Origin of the sequence: Pelosinus sp. sgz500959, assembly GCF_042610375.1 — a bacterium.
GTDB lineage: Bacteria > Bacillota > Negativicutes > DSM-13327 > DSM-13327 > CTSoil-075.
In genome coordinates, this window is record NZ_JBGJZL010000012.1 from 1 (window position 1) to 21,805 (window position 21,805).

Annotated in this window: 16 protein-coding genes; 13 read left to right on the plus strand and 3 right to left on the minus strand. The window is 38.9% G+C overall.

Translation table 11 applies throughout. From position 1 onward, the window contains the following. Nucleotides 1-707: 707 nt before the first annotated feature. The 4 genes from ACAN52_RS17080 to ACAN52_RS17095 all read left to right on the plus strand — a co-directional run bounded on the left by ACAN52_RS17080 (nt 708) and on the right by ACAN52_RS17095 (nt 7,476). Nucleotides 708-3,689 carry an ATP-binding protein gene (locus tag ACAN52_RS17080; RefSeq protein WP_378956153.1) on the plus strand — a complete coding sequence of 994 codons (2,982 nt, stop codon included), beginning with the start codon at nt 708-710 and terminating at the stop codon, nt 3,687-3,689. A 219-nt stretch (nt 3,690-3,908) separates the two neighbouring features. Further along, on the plus strand, nt 3,909-5,621 hold the full coding sequence (locus tag ACAN52_RS17085; RefSeq protein WP_378956154.1) for a methyl-accepting chemotaxis protein: 1,713 nt from the start codon (nt 3,909-3,911) through the stop codon (nt 5,619-5,621). Between the two features lie 276 nt (nt 5,622-5,897). After that, nucleotides 5,898-6,887 carry an NADH:flavin oxidoreductase gene (locus tag ACAN52_RS17090; RefSeq protein ID WP_378956155.1) on the plus strand — a complete coding sequence of 330 codons (990 nt, stop codon included), beginning with the start codon at nt 5,898-5,900 and terminating at the stop codon, nt 6,885-6,887. Nucleotides 6,888-6,915: 28 nt separating this feature from the next. Continuing rightward, the gene (locus ACAN52_RS17095) at nt 6,916-7,476 is read left to right on the plus strand and encodes a flavodoxin family protein (RefSeq protein WP_378956156.1); all 561 of its coding nucleotides are present in this window, start codon (nt 6,916-6,918) and stop codon (nt 7,474-7,476) included. 4 nt (nt 7,477-7,480) lie between these two features. On the opposite strand, the gene ACAN52_RS17100 is transcribed toward ACAN52_RS17095, so the two are convergent. Together ACAN52_RS17100 and ACAN52_RS17105 are read right to left on the minus strand one after the other, a co-directional pair. Then, nucleotides 7,481-7,906 carry a hypothetical protein gene (locus ACAN52_RS17100; protein WP_378956258.1) on the minus strand — a complete coding sequence of 142 codons (426 nt, stop codon included), beginning with the start codon at nt 7,904-7,906 and terminating at the stop codon, nt 7,481-7,483. A gap of 147 nt (nt 7,907-8,053) precedes the next feature. Then, nucleotides 8,054-8,935 carry an MBL fold metallo-hydrolase gene (locus ACAN52_RS17105; RefSeq protein ID WP_378956157.1) on the minus strand — a complete coding sequence of 294 codons (882 nt, stop codon included), beginning with the start codon at nt 8,933-8,935 and terminating at the stop codon, nt 8,054-8,056. 232 nt (nt 8,936-9,167) lie between these two features. On the opposite strand from ACAN52_RS17105, the gene ACAN52_RS17110 reads away from it, so the two are divergent. Together ACAN52_RS17110 and ACAN52_RS17115 are read left to right on the plus strand one after the other, a co-directional pair. Beyond that, nucleotides 9,168-9,512: a winged helix-turn-helix transcriptional regulator gene (locus ACAN52_RS17110; RefSeq protein WP_378956158.1), complete on the plus strand. Its 345-nt coding sequence runs from the start codon at nt 9,168-9,170 to the stop codon at nt 9,510-9,512. Nucleotides 9,513-10,082: 570 nt separating this feature from the next. Further along, on the plus strand, nt 10,083-11,180 hold the full coding sequence (locus ACAN52_RS17115; RefSeq protein ID WP_378956159.1) for an iron-containing alcohol dehydrogenase family protein: 1,098 nt from the start codon (nt 10,083-10,085) through the stop codon (nt 11,178-11,180). A 429-nt stretch (nt 11,181-11,609) separates the two neighbouring features. Here the strand turns inward: ACAN52_RS17115 and ACAN52_RS17120 are convergent, their stop codons facing one another. Continuing rightward, on the minus strand, nt 11,610-12,473 hold the full coding sequence (locus ACAN52_RS17120) for a MurR/RpiR family transcriptional regulator (protein ID WP_378956160.1): 864 nt from the start codon (nt 12,471-12,473) through the stop codon (nt 11,610-11,612). Nucleotides 12,474-13,068: 595 nt separating this feature from the next. Between ACAN52_RS17120 and ACAN52_RS17125 the strand changes: the two genes are divergently transcribed. The 7 genes from ACAN52_RS17125 (at nt 13,069) to ACAN52_RS17155 (ending at nt 21,798) form a co-directional block, all read left to right on the plus strand. Continuing rightward, a complete protein-coding gene (locus ACAN52_RS17125) occupies nt 13,069-14,400 on the plus strand; it encodes a GntP family permease (protein WP_378956161.1) in 1,332 nt (443 codons plus the stop codon). Nucleotides 14,401-14,548: 148 nt separating this feature from the next. After that, nucleotides 14,549-15,643 (plus strand): zinc-dependent dehydrogenase, encoded by a 1,095-nt coding sequence (locus ACAN52_RS17130; protein WP_378956162.1) that lies wholly within the window; start codon nt 14,549-14,551, stop codon nt 15,641-15,643. Between the two features lie 36 nt (nt 15,644-15,679). After that, nucleotides 15,680-17,194, plus strand: coding sequence for an L-fuculokinase (locus ACAN52_RS17135; protein WP_378956163.1), 1,515 nt, complete (start codon nt 15,680-15,682; stop codon nt 17,192-17,194). 3 nt (nt 17,195-17,197) lie between these two features. Further along, nucleotides 17,198-18,229 (plus strand): 2-hydroxyacid dehydrogenase, encoded by a 1,032-nt coding sequence (locus ACAN52_RS17140; protein WP_378956164.1) that lies wholly within the window; start codon nt 17,198-17,200, stop codon nt 18,227-18,229. 174 nt (nt 18,230-18,403) lie between these two features. Next, on the plus strand, nt 18,404-19,216 hold the full coding sequence (locus ACAN52_RS17145) for a Cof-type HAD-IIB family hydrolase (RefSeq protein WP_378956166.1): 813 nt from the start codon (nt 18,404-18,406) through the stop codon (nt 19,214-19,216). An 81-nt stretch (nt 19,217-19,297) separates the two neighbouring features. Beyond that, complete coding sequence (locus ACAN52_RS17150) at nt 19,298-20,833, plus strand: gluconokinase (RefSeq protein ID WP_378956167.1); 1,536 nt, start codon at nt 19,298-19,300, stop codon at nt 20,831-20,833. A gap of 14 nt (nt 20,834-20,847) precedes the next feature. Next, complete coding sequence (locus tag ACAN52_RS17155) at nt 20,848-21,798, plus strand: phosphoglycerate dehydrogenase (protein ID WP_378956168.1); 951 nt, start codon at nt 20,848-20,850, stop codon at nt 21,796-21,798. The last annotated feature ends 7 nt before the right edge of the window (nt 21,799-21,805 follow it).

Consider the following 21,805-nt stretch of genomic DNA (forward strand, 5'->3'; position numbering starts at 1 on the left):
AAAAGGTTACGTGATTTATCTCCAATCACTTTTAGACAGCAACTCCCCTAAAATTTAAAGACATTTTGGGTGGGGACAGTGTCCACTATTTTAGATGCACTACAGACCGTCCCTATCGTCCACTCTATCGTCCACTACGGTGGTCAATAGCGTTCTAGCGTTTTCGCACAGCCTGCCATCCCTATCGTCCTCGAGTATTGCGCGCACCAATAAAGCTGCGATTAACAAGGGGTTTGAGATAATCTATGAAGAATTGAAACGCCGTTAAGACGAGCTTGCGGACTAAACAGACTGTTTGAGTCATTGGCACTAAGGGCATCATCAACTGGAAATTGTATAATAAACTAAACATCAAGAGAAGAGCCAGTTAACAACATCTGAACTGGATTCTTCTTTTTTTACTGCGACAACTAGGCTAGCAGATTCTAAAGTAACAGAGAGTTGCATAAAGGCAATACGGCTAAAGTGGTGAAATGATTTATAGTGAAATGATTATTTTATTTTTACAAAAAAGGTAATAATTCACAAGGATTTAGTCGAGAAAAGTTGAATAAGAAATTTATATATCGAATAATGACAACTCAGTATGATTCTGGATATAGTCTGTTGAAAGATAGAGTGATTTTAAATTTTATGAAAAAATTCCACCCAAATTTAATTGAGACGTACATAAAGATTGTCATCAGAAAAGGAGGCGCTCTCTGAATATGTTCACACTTTCTAAACTGACCCAAAAAAACAAGCAACATTGGCTATCCAACTATTCGTGCCTCATTATTTTACTAGGCGTCTTGCTGATTGGTGGATTGTGGTTGCATGCATATAATGAAATTAAATATGATTATGATAGAACGCTTGCAGAAACGTCACAGGAAACAATGAATTTAACTAAAGCCTTTGAAGAACATGTGCGACGGGTTGTCACAGAGGCTGATAAGGATATGATTAATCTGCAAAAGGCCTATGAACGAGATGGTATTTCTAGTCCATTATTTTCCACTTATGCGGAAAATTTGATGGAAGATCCAAGCCGAAATCTCGTGGCAATCTACAATGAACAGGGTGTCATCGTTGTATCCTTTATTCAGAACGTTCTTGGGGCGAACCGCTCGGATCGAGAATACTTTCAGATACATCGTGTCACTGACAGCCAGGATTTAGTTATCGGCAGGCCGGTTATTGGTCTCAGTTCCGGACAGAACATTATTCCCATGACTCGTCGTATCAATAAGCCAGATGGATCGTTTGGTGGCATTGTCTTCCTAGGTTTAAAAGCGAACTATTTTCTTGAGTTTTATAAGAAGATAGACCTTGGCCAAAATCAATTGATATCCCTGATTGGCAAGGATGGTTTCAATCGGGCCCGTCGTGTTGGCGACAATTTGGAGACAGGTCAAGATAATAGAGGTAGCAAATTTTGGGAGAATGTTCAAAATGGTCACTTAGAAGCCTCGTTTTTGTCGACGAATATTTTGGATAAAGTTACCCGTGTAACAAGTTATCGCATTATACCCGAGTATCCGTTAATAGTCGCGGTGGGTAAATCGACTCAAGTAGCTATGGCTGCTTATGAAGAACGCAAAAAAAATTATATTTTCGGAGTTTCCCTAGTCTGTTTATTTATTCTATTTTTTTGCAGCCTGCTTATTAGTAAACACGAAAAAACCAGGAGGCTAGCGGCAGCTGTCCAGCATGAGAAAGATCAATTATCAGCCCTAATCAATAGTATGAGCGATGAGGTTTGGTTTGCTGATATAAACAAGACATTCATTTTTGCCAATCAAGCAGCTCACCAGGGATTCCATCTCGACTCGGCTGAGATGACTATTGAGCAGAGGCTTTCTAACTTGGAAGTGCGATGCCCTGATGGGAGTCCTCGTCTGGTGGAAGATGCGCCTCCGCTAAGGGCACTGAAAGGAGAGGTCATCCTCAACGAGCAGCAACTAGTCTTAATTCCAACAACTGGAGAATGGCGTAGTAGAGAGATTACTGCTAACCCTGTTCGAGATGGTGAAGGTAATATTATCGGGTCTGTATCTATCGTACGTGATGTCACGGAGCGCAAAGCGATGGAAGAAGAACTTAAAGCTCAGTTTGAAAAATTACGAGAGATGCAAGAAGCATTGTCTCTTGAAAAATTATTGACGGATGCTTTATTTAATAGTGTCCCTGGAATACTTTATTTATATGATGACCAAGGCAAGCTAGTGCGATGGAACAAGCGACATGAAGAGATGACAGGGTATTGCGCAAATCAATTATTAGGTATGGATTTCCTTGCTTGGTACAAGGGAGACGAAGAAACCACAGAGTATATTAATAAGATGGTACAAAAAGCCCTCAAGGAAGGATTTGCAGAGGCCGAGGCTGACCTACGAAGAAAAGATGGTACAAAAATGGTTGCCTACTTAACAGCAGTTCCTCTAGAAGTAGACGGGAAAATCTATTTTGCGGGGATTGGAATTGATATTGCCGGACGTAAAAAAGCAGAGCAAGAGATGAAGTTAGCGTTAGAAAGAGCTGAAAGTGCAAATCTTGCAAAAAGCCAATTTCTTGCGAATATGTCTCATGAAATACGTACGCCAATGAACGGAATTATTGGAATGACAGATTTAACTCTAATGACAGATTTAAAAGAAGACCAAAGAGAATACTTAACGATTGTAAAGTCATCCACAATTTCACTACTGCGAGTATTAAACGATATATTGGATTATTCAAAAGTTGAAGCTGGTAAAATTGAATTGGAGAAGAAGTCCTTTGACCTTCAAAAGACGATGAACGAAGTGATTGATTTATTTGACATAGGTGCAAGAAAAAAAGGACTCAATCTTGCATTGAAGATTGAGAGGGAAGTACCAAATCATATTATCGGTGATTCTGTCAGATTGCGTCAAATACTCTCTAATTTAGTTGGAAATGGAATTAAATTTACATATCAAGGTGAAGTCCTTATCAATGTAGAGGTTGAGGAACAAAATGACAAGCAAGTGAAAATAAAGTTTATTGTAACGGATACAGGGATTGGAATTCCTGAAGATAAACTTGACAAATTATTTAAACGATTTAGTCAGGTCGATGGCTCGACAACCAAAAAATTTGGCGGAACAGGACTTGGACTTGCTATTTCAAAAAAAATCATTGAAATCATGGATGGAGAGATTGGAGTAGAAAGTAAAGAAAATTTAGGTAGTAGTTTCTTCTTTACGGCTGTATTTGAACTTCCAGAAGAGAAAGTGAAAGATCTTATAGAGGATATTACTGTACAGGGTTCCATTCGATGCAATAACGAAAAAACTAAAAAAATATTACTTGCTGAAGATGATGTAATAAGTAGGGATATCGTAACGATCATGTTAAAGCAAAGAGGGTTCGAAGTGATTGCGGTAGAAAATGGAATTGAAGCCATTAATGCTTTTGAAAATAGTAAATTTGATATCATCTTGATGGATATCAATATGCCTTATGTAGATGGATATTCAGCAACTGTCAGCATTAGATCAAAAGAAAAATATATGAATGATCATACACCGATTATAGCGATGACTGCTTATGCTCTAAAGGGGGATAGAGAGAAATGCTTGGAAGTCGGTATGGATGATTATATTACTAAACCAATTAACATCAATCAGGCTATGGATATAATTGAAAAGTATGCAAATGCAGTAATAATCCACGACAATTTTTAAGGAGTTAGACTGAGGGACTGCATGGGAACTCTTTTGATGGAGAAGAAGGAGATAAATTTTAATTGTCGAAATATAACAACAATTGTAAAAAATCATAAAAATGTAGTATTGAATTTATAGAACATGGGTGTTATGGAAATGTCATACTTGATGAAGTAAAGAAGTGTCTGGTATTTCATTCTAGTTAGTTCATAACTAAAACGGAAGGACGTGTTGTAGTTGAACTTTAAGAATTTAAGTATTAAGAAAAAATTGGTTGTTAGTTTTCTCGTTGTAGTCATATTATCATCACTAGTAAGTAGTTTTGCCATTCTGCGAATATTAGGTATGAGAGATAACGCTAAAGAAATAAATGATAGCTGGTTGCCAAGTGTAGCTATGATGGGGTGGATGAATGGTGCGACGTCTGATGTACCTCGTTTAGCATCGGCTATTGCGGTAGAAACTGATGTTAATCTAAAAGCTAAGCTTGAGTCAGAACTGAATCAACTACTTCAAGATTTAGAAAAGAATCGTAAAATCTATGAGAAAGATCTGATTAGTGGCCCAGAGGAACGTAAAATCTATGAGAAGTTTTCTAAAGACTGGGACGTTTATATGGAGAAACTTCCAGGCATTATAGCAGCTGGTAAGGCGAATGATCTTGCTCTGGTTAACAAGAGAAGTGCCGAAGCTTATCCAATTTGGACAAAAGCGAATGATACCATCACAGAGCTTATTACATTCAATAATAAAGAGGCTGCACAATTGGGTAAAGAGTCACTAAGCGATGCCCAATCAGCGTACAGCTGGATCTCAATCCTTTCAGCCATCGTTGCCATATTGGCAATCATTTTCGGATGGTTTATAGCTGCCAGAATCACTAATCCCCTAATCATAATGGTTGGGCGTATTCAAGAAGTCGCCAATGGTAATCTTGCGATTAAGCAAGTAGAAATTACATCTCTGGATGAAGTTGGACAGTTAGGAATGGCCCTCAATACAATGACTACCAACTTGCGAAATCTCATACGCCAGGTATCCCAATCGGCTGAACTAGTGGCAGCTTCTTCAGAAGAATTAACGGCCAGTGCCGAGCAGTCAGCACAGGCAACGAATCAGGTAGCATCTTCAATTACTGAAGTGGCACAAGGGGCCGAAAATCAGGTAAAGGCTGTGGGAGCAACCTCTGCAGTCATTGGACAAATGTCGACAGGAATTCAGCAAGTCGCTGCCAATACCACCAATATGGCGAGTATATCTGATAAAACAGCCAATGCGGCTAAAGAGGGCAGTAAAGCGGTTCAAATAGCCGTCAACCAAATGGTGAACATCGAAAAAACAGTGACTAATTCCGCTAAAGTGGTAAGCAAACTTGGTGAACAATCTAAGGAAATTGGTCAAATTGTAGACACCATATCTGGTATTGCAGGGCAAACTAACCTCTTGGCGCTCAATGCGGCCATTGAAGCAGCTCGTGCAGGTGAGCAAGGCAGAGGTTTTGCGGTAGTGGCAGATGAGGTGCGTAAACTAGCAGAGCAATCCCATGATGCAGCTAAGCAAATTGCCAATCTGATTAGAGAGATTCAGAGTGATACAGACAAGGCTGTCATGGCTATGGGCGATGGCACTCGTGAAGTCAAATTAGGAGCTGAAGTTGTAAATACAGCAGGACAAGCATTCGGAGAAATTGTGACGCTGATTAATCAAGTGTCGGATCAGGCGACTGACATTACGGCAGCAATCCAGCAAATGGCCAGCGGTAGCCAGCAAATTGTGACCTCGGTACGGGAAGTTGATACAATCGGCAAAAATATAGCAAGTCAGACCCAGACAGTCTCGGCAGCGACTGAAGAACAATCTGCATCAATGGAAGAGATTGCAAGTTCGAGTGAGGCTCTGTCCCAAATGGCTCAAGAATTACAACGTGCAGTCAGCAAATTCCGGGTATAATTAATTCCTAGATACCGCGTAAATAAACTCTTTGATTCAAAGAATTTTGAGGAACTCAAATAGAAAGGTGGCTTCACTAGGTAGATGTGAAGCCATCTTTCTTCATTTCGGAGCGGATGCCTCGGCTGCTCGATTATGGCTCGTTCTCATCTATGACAGTTGGTATATAAATAGGTACTATCATACATTTAAGTGCGTACTTGTTATTTATTGGAATAGTATTGTAGTATAGGGTATATCTATTGTGTGAAAATATAAGAAATGAGGTATGATCCAATGAGTAAATTATCCGATGAATTTATCATTAGAGGGAAGAAAATAAAAAATAGAATTGTTATGCCGCCTATGTTTTGTTTTACTTTTACAGGTGATAATGGAGGTATGTATGGTGAGCAGTATGTTGAGCACTATACCAAAAGAGCAAAAGGTGGTACCGGCTTGATCATTATACAAGCAACTTCTGTTGTGGGTGCGACCAAACAAATTGGTGTTTGGAGTGATGAACAGATGAAACCGTTGGAAAAAATTGCTCAAAATTGTCATAGATATGGTTCTGCTATAATGATGCAGCTCTCTTGCGGGGATATAGATATTAATGAATTAACGATAGAAGAGATACATACGATGCAGGAAGACTGTATTGCAGCTGCAACCAGAGCAAAACAAGCAGGATTTGATGGCATTGAATATCACTTTGCTCATGGATATACGTTATGTAGATTTCTAGATTCCACTTTTAATAAGAGAACTGATAACTATGGTGGAACCTTAAAAAATCGCATACGCTTTCTAACGGAAATAATGCCTCAGGTTCGCCAAGTCGTTGGCGAAGAATTCATTGTTTGTGTTCGTATGGGAGGCAATATTCCTGATGTGACAGGGGCAATAGACGTTGCCAAGGCCTTTGAAGAAGCTGGGGTTGATCTTCTTCATGTCTCTTTTGGTATGAATGAACCTGCCAATATTATTCCAGCTGATTTTCAATGCAGTACGATAGCATTCAATGGCAGTGAGATTAAAAAGCATGTAAAGATTCCTGTCATTGCCGTGTCAGAAATTTTTACTGGCGAGCAGGCAAAATTCTTGATAGAAAATGAATATGTAGACTTTGCAGCAATCGGCAGGGGAATATATGCTGATGAAAACTGGGCAAATAAGGTTCTTGCAGATGAGCCGATTCAGCAATGCCGCAACTGTGGCGGTTCTTCCAGGAAGTGCTTATGGTTTGTTGACCATACAAAATGTCCTGCCAAAAAGATTGGCTAAGATATTATTTAAAGGTGGGGGTATAATTATGAAAAAAATCGTTATTCTTAATGGCAGTCCTCGTAAGCAAGGCACTACTTCTGCACTGGCAGAAGTAGTCAGCGAGGCGGCAGCTGAGAGGGGGGCTGAGATTAAATCCTATTACCTCAATGGTATGAATATTAAAGGCTGCCAGAGTTGTTATGCCTGTAAAGGAGAAGAACATCGCTGCATCTTGCAGGACGATATGCAAGAATTGTACGATGAGATTGATACTGCCAGTGGTATCGTCTTTGCAACACCAGTCTACATGTGGCAGATGACGGCACAATTGAAACAGGTGATTGATCGTTTATATCCTTTTTTGAAACCCGACTATTCCAGTTACTTAGCTCCTGAAAAGAAGATTCTGCTGGCGGTAACACAGGGAAGGCCGGATACGTCCATGTTCCACCACTATTTTGAACATATGGGTAAGAATCTTTCGTTCCTTGGTTTTGGCGCTTATAAAATCCTTGTTGCTGGAGGAACACGTAAGCCAGAAGATTTCTACACGCAAACCGAAGTGGTGGCAGAATCTAAGAGAATGGGCGAGTGGCTTGCTGAATAAAGAGTTAGATAAAATTGATGATGATATTTAATATACTGGCTCTTTGTAGTTGATCTTGCAAAGCACCTTCCCGTAGCTCGCCTTTTTTTCCTAAAAAGATGGCTCTAGCCAGAATTCCCAAACTTTTGGCATAAGTCGAAATGAAAGCAAGGATTCCGCCGTAGACAAATGCCAGGAAAAAGCCAGTGATCGCCGCTGGAAACGCCCTCGATTCGATATAATTTCTCCAGCCGGCCGGATTCTTGCTGTCACTCTGGGTATGGGATTGCGCTTCAGGAAGCTTGGTCATCATAACCCAACTCTGACCTTGCCCTGGTGAAGTAGACTCTGAAAATGCGTAATTACTCGTCGGTACATAGATTTGCGTTTCTAAATAAGTTTCCATCAAGCAGCCTAGCTTATAGTGGCCAACGGAGCAGTATAAGCGCAACATGAAAATCTTCCTTTCCGACTCAAATAGTTTTATTCCTATTCCTGCCAGCAAGGAAGATGTTTCAAACTTATTTTTTTCTTCCGTGAAGACGCTTGCGAATGAGTTTATACTCTCATTGGTGCAGTTTAGAGATCTCCTGTTTGACTACAGATCAACCCGTTCCACTTTATGTCCTAAAAATTCCTCTAGTCTCTTATCGGAGTATTGGATATTGACGGTTTTATAGATATGCTGGTACCCGCGCCCTAAAGGTGTAGAAAACGGTTTATCCTTTAAATAATTCTGCTGAATTTCTCCCGAGAAACATTCGATGTATGCGTCAACGTAGTCCATTGTAATTGGGATCTGTCCATGTCCACTATAAATATCATTGATATCCTTTTCTAATTGTTTTATCTTTTTCCAGCTGTCTAGTGCCATAGAAAACGGGCCGTTTCTATCTGATTCGAAAAAGAAAATGATGGGGAAATCACAAATCATATCTCCTGAAAAAAGTCTCTTTTTTACCCTATCCAGCAGCATGATATGCCCATAAGAATGCCCCGGCGTAAATATTACCTCCAAAGTCTTTCCGCCCAAGTCAAACAATTCTCCATCCTTTAAAAAATGCGGCGTCAGGACTCGGAGCAGGCTCTTTTCAGCGAATGCGTTGCTATCGAAACGTTCAATGGCTTTAGGGTTATTTTCTTTCAGAAAATTTACTCCCAATCCAGCCATGAACTGCCTTTCATGCTTTGTGTCAAAACCCATAATCTGACCGTAGTCCGGCTGGTACAGCCATACATCTCCAAAATATTGGCTTCCGTAGCTGTGGTCAGGATCGCCATGGGTCAATATCAGCATCACCGGTAGATCTGTTATACTTCTGATGATAGGCCTTATGTCCTCGAAACCACAACCAGCGTCAATTAAGACCGCTTTCTTCTGCCCTAGTATAAGATAAAAATGCACAAATCCAGCTTCAGTAATGACATATAAATCATCATCCAGTTTTTGCACCTTAAAAAAATCTGTTGAGTTAATCATGATTATCACCTTTCTGCGAAAAATTACATTTGAATATTACTACTAATAAATTAACTCGTTTTTACATTTTTTACATTTTTTACCTCGCTTTAATTATGTTGTTTGAAAGAGCAAGATTATGTGTTTTTATTAAGATTTTATTTACATGCACATTTTACAAGGTTATAATAATTATATCAAGTACTGTAATATTTAATGGATACTATCTTTTATGATAGTATGGAGTGAAAAAATGAATGATGATAAAGATCACCGTGAAAATTGTCCCATGTCAACAGTGCAGAAAATGATTGGAGGAAAATGGACTCTTTTAATACTATATCATTTAAGTTTAGGAACTCTTCGCTTTGGAGAATTAAATCGCATGACACCAGACGTAACAGAATCCACTTTAACAAAAGAACTTCGTAATTTAGAAAGTTATCAGCTGATAAATAGGAAAGTATATGCAGAAGTTCCACCAAAGGTAGAATATTCATTGACCGAAATTGGAATGAAATTTTTGCCTGTTTTAGAAGAAATTTTTCAATGGGGTAATGAATATAAACAGTATATTAAAACCAAAAAAAGTGATTAAGATATTTATGTTTAGCAACGTAATATATAAAGAATAACTATATGCAATGAGTATAATAAATGGTTGTTGTTAATTTATATTATTCTTTTTTTACACGAATCGTTGCCGTACCCCTATATGATATAGTAAAAGTGGTTCTTTCCACAGTCAGTTCATTATACTGATTTAAGCAACAAGATCCCACACCCTTTATTAAAAAAGACATTATTCCTTAACGTATAGGAATAATGTCTTTTTCTCATTTGAAATTTCTTAGCGTACGTTTTGCTGGTGAGTTCCCTGTAAGACTTTCAACAGATTTTTTTATTGGAAGGTTTTTTTCATTTGTGGGACAATACGTAAGGTGATGAGTAAAACTATATAGATTTTTAGATAATGGTCTCAATCTTTAGTAAATAATATGTTTCTTGTCAGGTAGACAGTAGAAAAAATAGCGATAAAAAATTAATATAAGTGATATTAAAAGGAAAATAGCGATTAAAAGAGAAATAGAAGTATATTGTTGAATACAGTGATTGATTTATTAATCTATTGAAAACAATTAAACTATGTCAAAGGTGAGTGTAGAAAATGATTTTAATCAAGACGCCTGATGCTTACTTCAATGAAGTGGGAATCATAAAAACAGCAGGTTTGCATATTACCCCATATGGTAATAATGCCCTGATTATAGGTGGAAAAACTGCTTTATCAGTAGTTGGTGAGCAACTCTTCAAAAGCTTAGAAAGTTATCATGTTAATTTTCTAGTCAAAGAATTTACGGGATTTGTCACAATGGAAGAAATTCAAGAATATGCAGATTATGGACGAGAGGTTAAGGCTGATGTTATTATCGGGGTCGGTGGCGGAAAAGCCCTTGACCTTGCAAAAGCCGTAGGGGATAACCTAGATCTTAAGGTCGTGACAATACCAACCATTGCAAGTACTTGTGCTGCATGGTCAGCCTTATCTACCGTCTACAACGAAGATGGGTCGGCTAAGGGTGCTCTGCATCAGAAATATTGTCCTGTTCTTGTACTGGCAGATACTGATATTATCGCCAATGCACCGATTAAATATTTAAAAGCTGGTATTGGTGACTCGATTGCAAAGTGGTATGAATATGCACCAAAGTTAGCAGAAACACCAGAAGATATTGCATTACGCTCCTCTTTACAATCGGCACAGCTTATTCTGGATGTGATTGATGAGTATGGACTGGTAGCAATAGAAGAAGCGGCTAGTAAAAATGTTACTAAAGCTGTTAAAGAAATGATCGATGTCATCATTTTCTTAGCCGGATTGGTGGGGAGTGCAAAGGATGGAAAACTTGTTTTAAATTTTGTACATGCTCATTCCATTGATCATAGCCTTACAAAAATCCAGGAAGCAAGTGATAGCCTTCATGGTGAAAGGGTGATATTTGGGCTGATTGTCCAGCTGATTTTGGAAGATAAGTCAGATGAAGAAGTAGAAAAACTTGTGGCACAGATTAATAAATTAGATCTTCCTGTCAGTCTTAAGCAGCTTGGAATCAGTAATAATCTGCCCGAAAAAATTACAGCGATTGCAAGAGGCGTAGATTTAAAACGCGTCGGTTTAGATCGGGAAAATGAAGAAAAATTAATTAAAAAGATAGAAAAGGCTATCATTAAAGCGGATTCAATCTTTCAAAAAATGAAAATCTAATGATATTTAAAAACTGATCTATCTAATCCTAAATAAGTGCTAGATTGTTAGCATTTATTTAGGATTTTTTTATCGGAATCAGAAAGTATAATATTTTCTCTTTTTCAAGTAAGAATGCTGAAAGTTTTTGATATTAAAGTGTTTTAATTAAAATTAATTTCAGTATTCATTATAAATTGATAATTGCGAAAAAACAATATTCAATTAAATAAGGATATTAAAGAGACGTACAGGCAATGGTACAATATAGAATAATATTTTTGAAAAAAAGTTTCATAATCGTTATTAAAAAGGAACAAAATTGCAGAAAACGTTATTAAGTGAAAAAAAACACATATACCGTAAAAAATAGGAGGTTATCATAAATAAGAACGAACCCCTTAGGATAGTGAAGATATGAAGCCAGCACTATCCTAAGGGGTTTGGGGTTTAAAAGCGTCTTTTAGCAATATTTTCACGGATTTTTTGCATGTTGGATATGATGCGGTCAGGTTGCCTTAACATGGCACCTACATACAGAACGTCAATAAGGGCCAAATGAATTAAACGTGAGGACATGGCTTCAGACCGATGGTTAACTTCTTTGGCCATTCCATTTAATATAATATGTGCAATCTGGCTAAGAGGCGATCTTAAGTAGCTTGTAATAGCAATTACAGTAGCACCATTGTCTTTAGCAATCTTAACAGATTCTAAAATACTTTGATTGGAGCCAGAATGAGAAATCGCTATGACCACATCACCAGGATGCAATAGTGATGCCGAAATGACCTGCATGTCCTGATCGGCATGAGCTCTGATTGGGGTGCCAAAACGGGAAAAACGGTGTTCCACATCTAGGGCTATAGGAGCTGAGCCACCTGTTCCGTAGACTTCAATACGACGCGCTGAGAGAATTGCGGTGACGGCGCGGTCTAAAGATTCAGGATTCAATATTTTTAGTGTATCCTGCAGAGCTTCATTTATGTTGTGGAAAATTTTACCGGCAGCGATATTGGTGGTATCATCAGGATTAACTTCGTTATATACAGATTCCATCGGCTCGTATAAGTCGCTAGCCAAGGCGATTTTAAGGCTTTGGAAGCCTGCAAAACTAAGCTTCTTACAGAGACGGGAAATCGTAGCTTCAGCACTACCGGTCGTTTCAGCTAGTTCGGTAATGGTCATATGCATGACCTCAGCAGGATTAGATATGATATACTCAGCCACTTTGATTTCTGTTTTAGTTAAGGTGTGAAGCATATTATGTATTAATACTAAACAGGCATTCTGTTTATTTTCTCGTGTCGTCATGCGAACCCCCTTATAACCTAGATATTATTAATACTAGTATAACAAAGCATCATGCATATAAACAAGGTTAAACAATTTTCTCTGTAAGAAAAATTTATATTGAAAAAACTTCTCACTTTCCAAGATGTTGAATGTCCTCCCTAAAACAATCGATGGTCGCAGCTTAGCATTTTCAAAGTGAGGATCTGTGAATCTTCATATCTTACTAAAAATGCAGGCACAGAGATGATTAACGAAAATGCGAAATTGTGAAAATATTTAAAAATATCGTAAATTAACTATTGATTTTTTAATAAACAGAATATATAATAAAAATGAAAATAAATTGCAAAATGAAAGCAAAATGAAAATAAATTGCAAAATGAAAAAATAATTAGTTTTTTACTGTAATTTATCTAAAAAAATGTGGTGTTAGTAACACATAAAAACACATAAAGTGAAATAATGGTAAATATTTTACTTTTTCAATTATAGCGTAATTTAGTCAAAGAAATTAAAAAATGCAGTAGTCAAAGGGGGTGGGAGAAAATAAACGATTGCCAAAGTGATGAGGAGTTTGTAATAGGTCAGTAAAAAAAAGGAGGTATATCTATTTATGTTATTAGGAATTGCTGTAATCTCGGTACTTTTACTTTTAATCATGATTACCAAATTTAAAATGAATCCTTTTGTGACTCTTATGATTGTATCTGTATTTATGGGTGTTGCGGCAGGAATGCCATTTACCAAAATCGTTGATGCGATTCAAGCTGGTATGGGGAATACTCTTGGTTTTATTGCTTTAGTATTAGGTCTAGGGACTATGCTTGGCAAAATGTTAGAAGAATCAGGTGGCGCAGAGCGAGTTGCAAAGACACTGATTAGTGCTTTTGGAGAAAAAAAGGTTCATTGGGCAATGATGATTGTGGCCTTTATTGTTGGTATTCCAGTTTTTTTCCAAGTTGGTTTAGTACTTTTGATTCCACTCGTATTTACGATTGCTAAAGAAACTGGGATTTCCTTACTTAAAGTTGGTTTGCCGCTCGTGGCTGGTTTATCAACAGTACACGGTTTAGTACCTCCTCATCCAGCAGCAATGGCTGCCGTCGATATTTTTCATGCAGATATTGGTAAAACAATTTTTTATAGTTTAATTGTTGGTTTGCCGACAGCGTGTCTCTCCGGACCGATGTTTGCATCATTTATCTCAAAAAGAATGCCAAACTTACCAGTACCAGAAGTCTTTATTGATCAAGTTAAAGCTGGTCGTAGAGATGAAGACATGCCAGGTTTTGGCATTACCGTTCTTACAATCATGATGCCAGTTATTTTAATGATGTTGGGAACTGTTGCTGACTTAACCATGAGTAAGACAACCTATCTGTATTCATTTTTGAAATTCCTTGGTAGTCCGTTTATGTCCCTCTTAATTGCACTCTTGTTTGCGTTTGTTACCTTTGGTTTCGCCCGTAATTTCAAGATGGAGCAAATCTCAAAGTTCTGTGATCAATCTCTGCCAGCAATGGCTGGTATTCTAATGGTTATCGGTGCTGGCGGTGCTTTTAATAAGGTGCTGTTAGAAAGTGGCGTTGGTACTGAAATTGCTAAAATGGCTTCAGCGATGAATGTGAACCCTATTGTTATGGGCTGGACTATTGCGGCGATGATTCGTGTAGCTACAGGATCGGCAACTGTCTCAATGATGGCTGCAGCTGGTATCGTAGCACCGATCGTAGCCAATCTACCTGGTGTTTCTAAGGAACTTTTAGTTTTGGCTGTTGGATCAGGATCTCTCGTAGCTTCCCATGTAAATGATGCAGGTTTCTGGATCGTTAAAGAATATTTCGGTATGACTGTACCACAAACATTAAAAACATGGACTGTTTTGGAAACCATCCTCTCTGTAAGTGCTTTAGTGTTCATTCTTCTGTTGTCACAAATCGTATAATAGAGCGTTTATTTGTAGCAGACGTCCAGCTATTAAAATAATAGTTGGACGTCGAATATAAGGATGACAATGAAACTTGAATTTTTTTTACGATTGTGAGAAAAAGACAAGTTTGAATAAATTCATAAAATAAAAGGAGCGAAAAATAATGGAAGCAGCAATTTATAAAGGTATTGGCGAAATGACAATTGAGGATATCCAAAAACCACAAGTAGAGCCAGGTACTGTACTGATTAAAGTAAAGGCTTGTGCTATTTGTGGCGGAGATTTGAGAACTTTTAGACATGGACATGCGGCAATCCAAACACCGATTGTTTTAGGACATGAAATTGCTGGAGAAATCGTAGAAGCTGCAGCAGATGTTACAAACTATAAAGTAGGAGAACGGGTCATTGTGGCTCCAGCTATCGGTTGCGGAAGTTGTTCCTACTGCCTATCTGGTTGGCAAAATATGTGCTACACTCGCAAAACCATTGCTCATCATTATAACGGTGGTTTTGCTGAATATGTGTTAGTGCCAGCTGGTGCGATTCGTGCAGGAAATATCAATCGTATTCCTGATGAAGTCACTTATTTGGAAGCTTCTTTAGCTGAACCTTTGGCCTGCGTGTTAAATGCTCAAGAGGTTATGGATATTAAATTAGGTGATTCGGTGGCTGTAATTGGTGCTGGACCTATTGGTTGTATGCATGCTGAAGTCGCTCGAGCTCGTGGTGCCGGAAAAGTATTTTTGATTAATCGCAGTGCAAGACGCCTGCAAGAAGCTGAAAAATTTGGTTATGATGCTTATATTGATTTGAGTTCAACAGATGGTGTGCAAGCGGTGATGGATCTAACAAATGGTTTGGGTGCTAATGTAGTCATCATTACAGCAGGGACTGCAGAAGCGCAAAATTTAGGGATTGCCATGGCTAGTAAGATGGGGAAAGTTTGTTTGTTTGCAGGTTTGCCGAAAAGTCAGCCGACCATTGAGTTTGATGCTAATCATGTACATTATCGACAAATTGCTGTTTATGGAGCATTTTCTTCAGCACCGCGCCATAATGCACTAGCATTGGAAATGATTCGTAGTGGTAAAGTATCAGCTAAACAACTTCTAACGCATTTGGTATCCTTAAAAGAAATTCGTCAAGGGATGGATGTTGTGGATGCTCGTGGTGGTTTCCGCGTTAGTGTAAGTCCATTTATAGATGAGTTAGAAGAAGAAATACAACAACACCCTGAGTTAATCGTCATTAAATAATTTTTTGCATCAAACTTTAGAGAGGAAAGAACATAAGTGGAATATTTAATCGGTATTGATATTGGAACAACCAATTGCAAAGCGGCAGCTTATACTAAAAATGGTGCTTTGTATATGATCGCTTCCCGTCCTACTGTAACCTACTATGTTGAAAATAACTGGGCTGAATTTGATCCTGATCAAATTTGGCAGGCAGCTCAGGAAGCCTTGCAAGAAGTGATCAATGAACTGAGTGATGGGAAGGTAGTGGGCATTGCTGTGGCTAGCATGGGTGCAGCTAGTGTACTGCTCGATGAAAATGATCAGTGGATTCATCGATCGATTACTTGGTTTGATACCCGTACTGCTGACATTGCGAAATGGTGGCATGAGTCCTTTGGAGCTGAGCGAGCTTATGAGTTAACAGGTTTTGTCCCTAATCCTGTGGCAGGAATCACTAAAGTGCAATGGATTCGTGACAAAATGCCCGAAGACTTCAAACGGGTAAAACATTGGCTTTCCATGCAGGATTACATTGCTTATCGTTTAACTGGTAAGGCAGCGGTGGATCTTTCTGTTGGCTGTCGGACTATGGCTCTTGATCTTAGAAAACGGTGTTGGGATAAAGATATTTTAGAACATGCAGGCATTCCACTTGAAATTTGTTCAGAGATTAAACCTTCAGGAGGATTGGTGGGACATATTACTCCTACAGCAGCTAAGGGTACGGGGATAGCAGAAGGTGTACCCGTATTTACTGGTGGTATGGATTATGTCTGTGGAGCCTTTGCCTGTGGTACGGTAGACAAAGGACATGTTTTATGTGCTATTGGTACCAGTGAGCAAATTCTGATGGTTGTTGATCAGCCGGCGATTAATGTAAGTACGATTGACACCAATTTTACTTGTGTGAATTATGTGGCTGATGATAAATATTATGTAGCTGGACAGGTTATTTCTTCAGGTTGCATTCTAGAATGGTTCTGTAAAGAAATCGCCAAAGAAAATTATGATAAGGTGCTAAATGAAGCTGAGCAAGCTCCATTAGGATCTAAAGGACTCTTTATGTTACCCCACTTTAGGGGGAAATATACCCCTGGCGCTGATCCTGTAGCAAAGGGTGCCTTCTTCGGATTAACGACCTTCCATACTAGAGATTGCATGGCAAGAGCCATTCTAGAAGGACTTTGTTTTGAGGCTACCTTAATTATTGAAGAGATGGAGAAAGTGACTGGACAGGCGGTGCAGTCGATTCACGTCGCTGGCGGAGCAACGAAATCAGCCTTTTGGATGCAAATGAAGGCGGATATATTAGGAAAAAGGATTATTTGTCTGGATATTCCTGAAGTTGTTACTCTAGGAGCAGCCATGCTTGCAGGTCTTGGGGCAGGGATTTACAAAAATGCAACGGATGCTGTTGAGCAAATTGAACGCACAGAACTGATTTATGAACCTGATGAGGCTAGGCATCTGGAATACCGGAAAATTTATGAGAATGTATACAAGCATTTGTATACATCAGTGAAAGATATAAACTATAAAATTGAAGAAACTCAAATTGGGAGGAACTAATTTATGAAATTTTTAGTTGTAGGCGATCCAATGATATCAGCGGAAACTCTGGGAAAAGCAGTGCATGATGTATTTGGTGATAGCGTAGATGTGAATGGGGTAGACTGGAAACCGGCTAGTGAAGAAGAATTTTGGTTCTTGCGCAGTCAAGTGGAAAAATTTGGACCTAGTGCTGGTAAACCACCAGTGGAATTAAATGAGGCAATTAAAGATGCTGATGTGGTGATTACCCATCATACGCCGATTAATGCAGAACTCATTGCTTCCAGTAAGGCTTCCTATATTGGAGTTTGCCGGGCAGGAACAGAGAATGCTGATGTAAAGGCAGCTACAGACAATGGTACTAAAGTGATGAAAACCATGGGACGTAATGCTGAGGCTGTTTCTGATTTTACCGTAGCTTTGATGTTATGTGAACTGCGTAATTTAGCTCGTGGACATGCTGCTCTCGTACAAGGAGAATGGAAAAAGAAATACCCTAACTCTGGATTTATGGGTGATATGAAAGATAAGACAATAGGGTTAGTTGGATTTGGTTATATTGCTCGTTTAGTAGCAAAAAAATTATCAACATTTAATGTAAATATAGTCGTTTATGATCCCTTTGTGAGCGAAGAAGTACTACAAGAATTTGGGGCAAAAAAAGTTTCTTTGGAAGAGTTATGTAAAGAATCTGATTTTGTTAGTATCCATGCACGGCTGAGTGCAGAGACGACTGGACTTATTGGCAAGGAAGCTTTCTCGTGGATGAAACCTACTGCTTATATTATCAATACTGCCAGGGCAGGCTTAATTGATGAAAACGCTCTGGTTGAAGCTCTTCAAGAACGTCGTATTGGCGGAGCAGCTCTAGATGTATTCTGGACAGAGCCAATTGCCGAAAATCATCCTTTGCTTAGCATGGAAAATGTAACTCTTACACCACATCTAGCTGGTGCCACTAATGATACTTTCCGTATGACGCCCTACTTATTACTACGTGAATTAAAACGTGTAATTGATAATAAAGAAACTTCGAGCTGGATTGTAAACTAAAAGAGAGACTATTAATCAGTCAGAAGCTGCTTAAAAAAATCGAGGTGTACCTTTTATATTGCTTATTATAACGTTATGTTTATTTGTCCTTAAGTTAACGTGACGTTAAAATACGTAAGAAGAACGTACATCTCGAAATTATGGAACAGTTTTTTAGTTGAGGTGATTTGATAAATGAGATATTCAGATATCCGTTTAGTAGCACTCGATTTAGATGGGACTTTATTAAATGAAGATAAGCAGATTCATGAAGATGATGTAAAAGCAATCCAAGCAATCATGTCTAAAGGTGTGCTTGTTACATTAGCATCGGCACGTCCTTTGTGCTCAATGTTGCCTTATGCCCAACAATTGGGGATCAAAATCCCGCTCATTTCTCTAAGTGGATCTTATGTATCCGATATGCAAGAAAGAGAAATTCTACTGGAAAGACCAATCGATTTAATCATTTTCAAGGAAATGGTAATGGCGTTTGAAGAAAAGGATTACTATGTTAAAGCCTATAGCAAAAATCGATTATTTGTTCAGGAAGATGATGAAGTAACGCAACGTTATTCCAAAGTTTTTAACGTTCCATATACAGCTGTAGGAAAAAAACAATTAAGAGCTTTAGAGATGTCCCTTCTCAGGTTGGCAATATTTGATGAACCTTCACGAATTGAAGAAGCACGGGAAACTTTAAAGAACTGGTCTAATTATTTTAAAGTGATCCGTGATACTGATCGAGGACTGGAAATTGTAGAGCATACTGTCAGCAAAGGAACAGCCCTTAAGAGTCTCTGCCAACATTTTAATATTTCATTGGAACAGGTTATGGCTATTGGCAATGAAGGTAGTGATTTAGCCATGATACAATCAGCAGGATTGGGCATCGCAATGGGAAATGCTTGTGAAGAGTTAAAGGAACAGGCCGTCTACGTAACTAAAGAAAATACGGAGTGCGGTGTGGGGTTTGCCATACAGCAATATATATTAAATAAAGTATGAGAGTGTTGCTAAAAGAGCGCACATTACACCAAGTAGTAGTATAAAACCTGATTTAAATACAATAACAATGGTGGTGTGAAAATGACTCAATCAATTATGATTGGTGTTGATATTGGTACGACTGGTATTCGTTCCGTCGCTTACCGCCTGGATGGTAGTGCTACTGCCATTCAGACGGAAGAATACCCACTGTTTACTGATCAGTCAGGGGTTGCGGAACAGGATGCGGGTACAATTGTGATGGCACTAGAGGCTGTTGTAACTAGAACAGTAAAGTTGCTAAAAGAAGAGGCTTCGCAAGTTAAAGGAGTGGCCTTCAGCTCAGTATTGCATAGCTTTTTGGCAATTGGTGCAGATGGACGACCTTTAAGTCGTTTAATGACATGGGCAGATACCCGTGGACAAATTTTTCTTGAGGAATTTAAAGAAAAATTGGATACAGTTGCTTCCTATCATCGTACAGGTTGCCCGATGCATCCAATGTATTCACTGCTTAAGATTTATTGGTTTAAACAACAAAAGCCAGAACTATTTGCCAAAACTGCTTATTTTGGTACGATTAAGGATTTCGTTTTCCATCGTTTTACGGGCACGAGGGTTGTGGATAAGTCTGTTGCCAGTGGAACTGGATGCTACAATCTACAGAGCCTGGAATGGGATGAGGAAATTCTAAAATTACTAGAAATTTCAAAAGAGCAAATGCCTACAGTAGTGCCTACGACCACCCAGTACCCTCTGGAGGAGACAATGGCTCAGCGGCTAGGGTTACCCGCTGGTTTACCTGTTATTATCGGTGCCGGCGATGGAATGTTAGCTAACGTTGGAGTAGGTGCGGTAAAAAAAGGGCAAATTAATATAACGATCGGAACGAGTGGCGCCATTAGAATGGCAGCGGATGAACCTAAAACGGATGAAAAGAGAAGAACTTGGTGTTATAACTTGGCAGAAGAGCGCTGGATGTTAGGGGGCGCTATTAATAATGGTGGGATTTCTTTCCGCTGGATTAAGGATAAATTTGCGGAAACAGAACAAAGGGTGGCAGAAAAATTAGGCCTTGATTCTTATGCTTTATTAGCTAACTATGCAGAAAAAGTACCTGCGGGTTCCAATGGCCTCATCATCTTACCGTTTTTTACTGGTGAGCGTGCCCCCTATTGGAATGCAGATGCTAGAGGCGTATTTTTCGGCTTAACTCTCAATCATGACAAACGTCATATGATTCGCGCGGTGCTAGAAGGTATCTGTTATCGCATGAAAAGTGTCTTACTTTCTTTGGAAGATATTACTGGAAAAGCCGAAGAAATTCGTGTTAGTGGAAGTTTCACTCGCTCGGAAGTTTGGCTGCAAATTTTATCCGATGTATTGGGGCGGGAAATCTGTGTACCCAATGTAGAAGAAGGAGCCGCTTTTGGAGCCGCTATTTTAGGATTTTATACATTAGGAATGGTATCTAGCATTGATATAGCCGCTGAAATGGTAGGCATCAAAAAAGTATTCCGTCCTAATGAGGGCAATCATGCTTCATATGAAAAACTTTATAACATCTATGAACAGATTTATTGGAATTTACAAGAACAGTTTAAGATGATTGCTGATTTTCAACGCAACGAAATGTAAGGAGGAAAAGAGAGATGGCAGTAATTTTAACAACACCTCGTTCTTTTAGCAGCTGTAAAAAAGCTCAGGACTTGCTGGAACAGGCTGGACACGAGCTACGGGTACAAAAACCAGAGAAACCATATACGGCTAAGGAGTTATGTTCCTTGATGCAAGGCGTAGATGCCTTGATTGCTGGTTTGGATGAAATAAGCAGCGCTGTCATTGAAACTGGGGCTCCCTCCCTGAAAGTGATTGCTCGCAATGGCGCTGGATATAATAATATTGATCTGGAAGCAACAAAAAAGCATGGGGTGACAGTTACTGTTACCCCAGGAGCGAACAGTATTTCCGTTTGTGAGTTGGCCTTTGCTTTCATCATTGCTTTGGCTCGTAAAGTTCATTTGATGGATGATAACATTCGGGATGGGAAGTGGACACGTGTTCCAGGTTCTGAACTATTCGGCAAGACCATAGGAGTGATGGGAACGGGTGCTATCGGTAGTCATTTGATTCAACGTTGTGCTGCTTTTGGTATGAATATCTTAGCTTATGATTTGTATCCCAAAGAAGAGTTAATAGAAAAATATGGAGTACGCTATGTAGATGTCGATCAAATCTATCAGGAAGCAGATTATATTTCTCTCCATTTGCCTTCTTCAGGAGAAACTCGCGGTATGATTAATGCTGAAGCTATTTCACGCATGAAAAAAAGTGCCTGCATCATTAATACAGCGCGAGGGGATTTAATTGATGAGAATGCTCTATTTGATGCATTACAGAGTGGGCAACTTGGCGGAGCTGGTTTAGACGCATTTTCTTCTGAGCCTTTTACTGACCAACGTTTTTGGAAACTTCCCAATGTAGTTATGACTCCTCATAGCGGAGGGTTTACGGCAGAATCTGTAGAACGAACACTTATGATGGCTGCAGAAGAAGTTCTGCGGGTATTATCCAATCAAAAACCGCTTTATTCTATTCAATAAAGGTAAT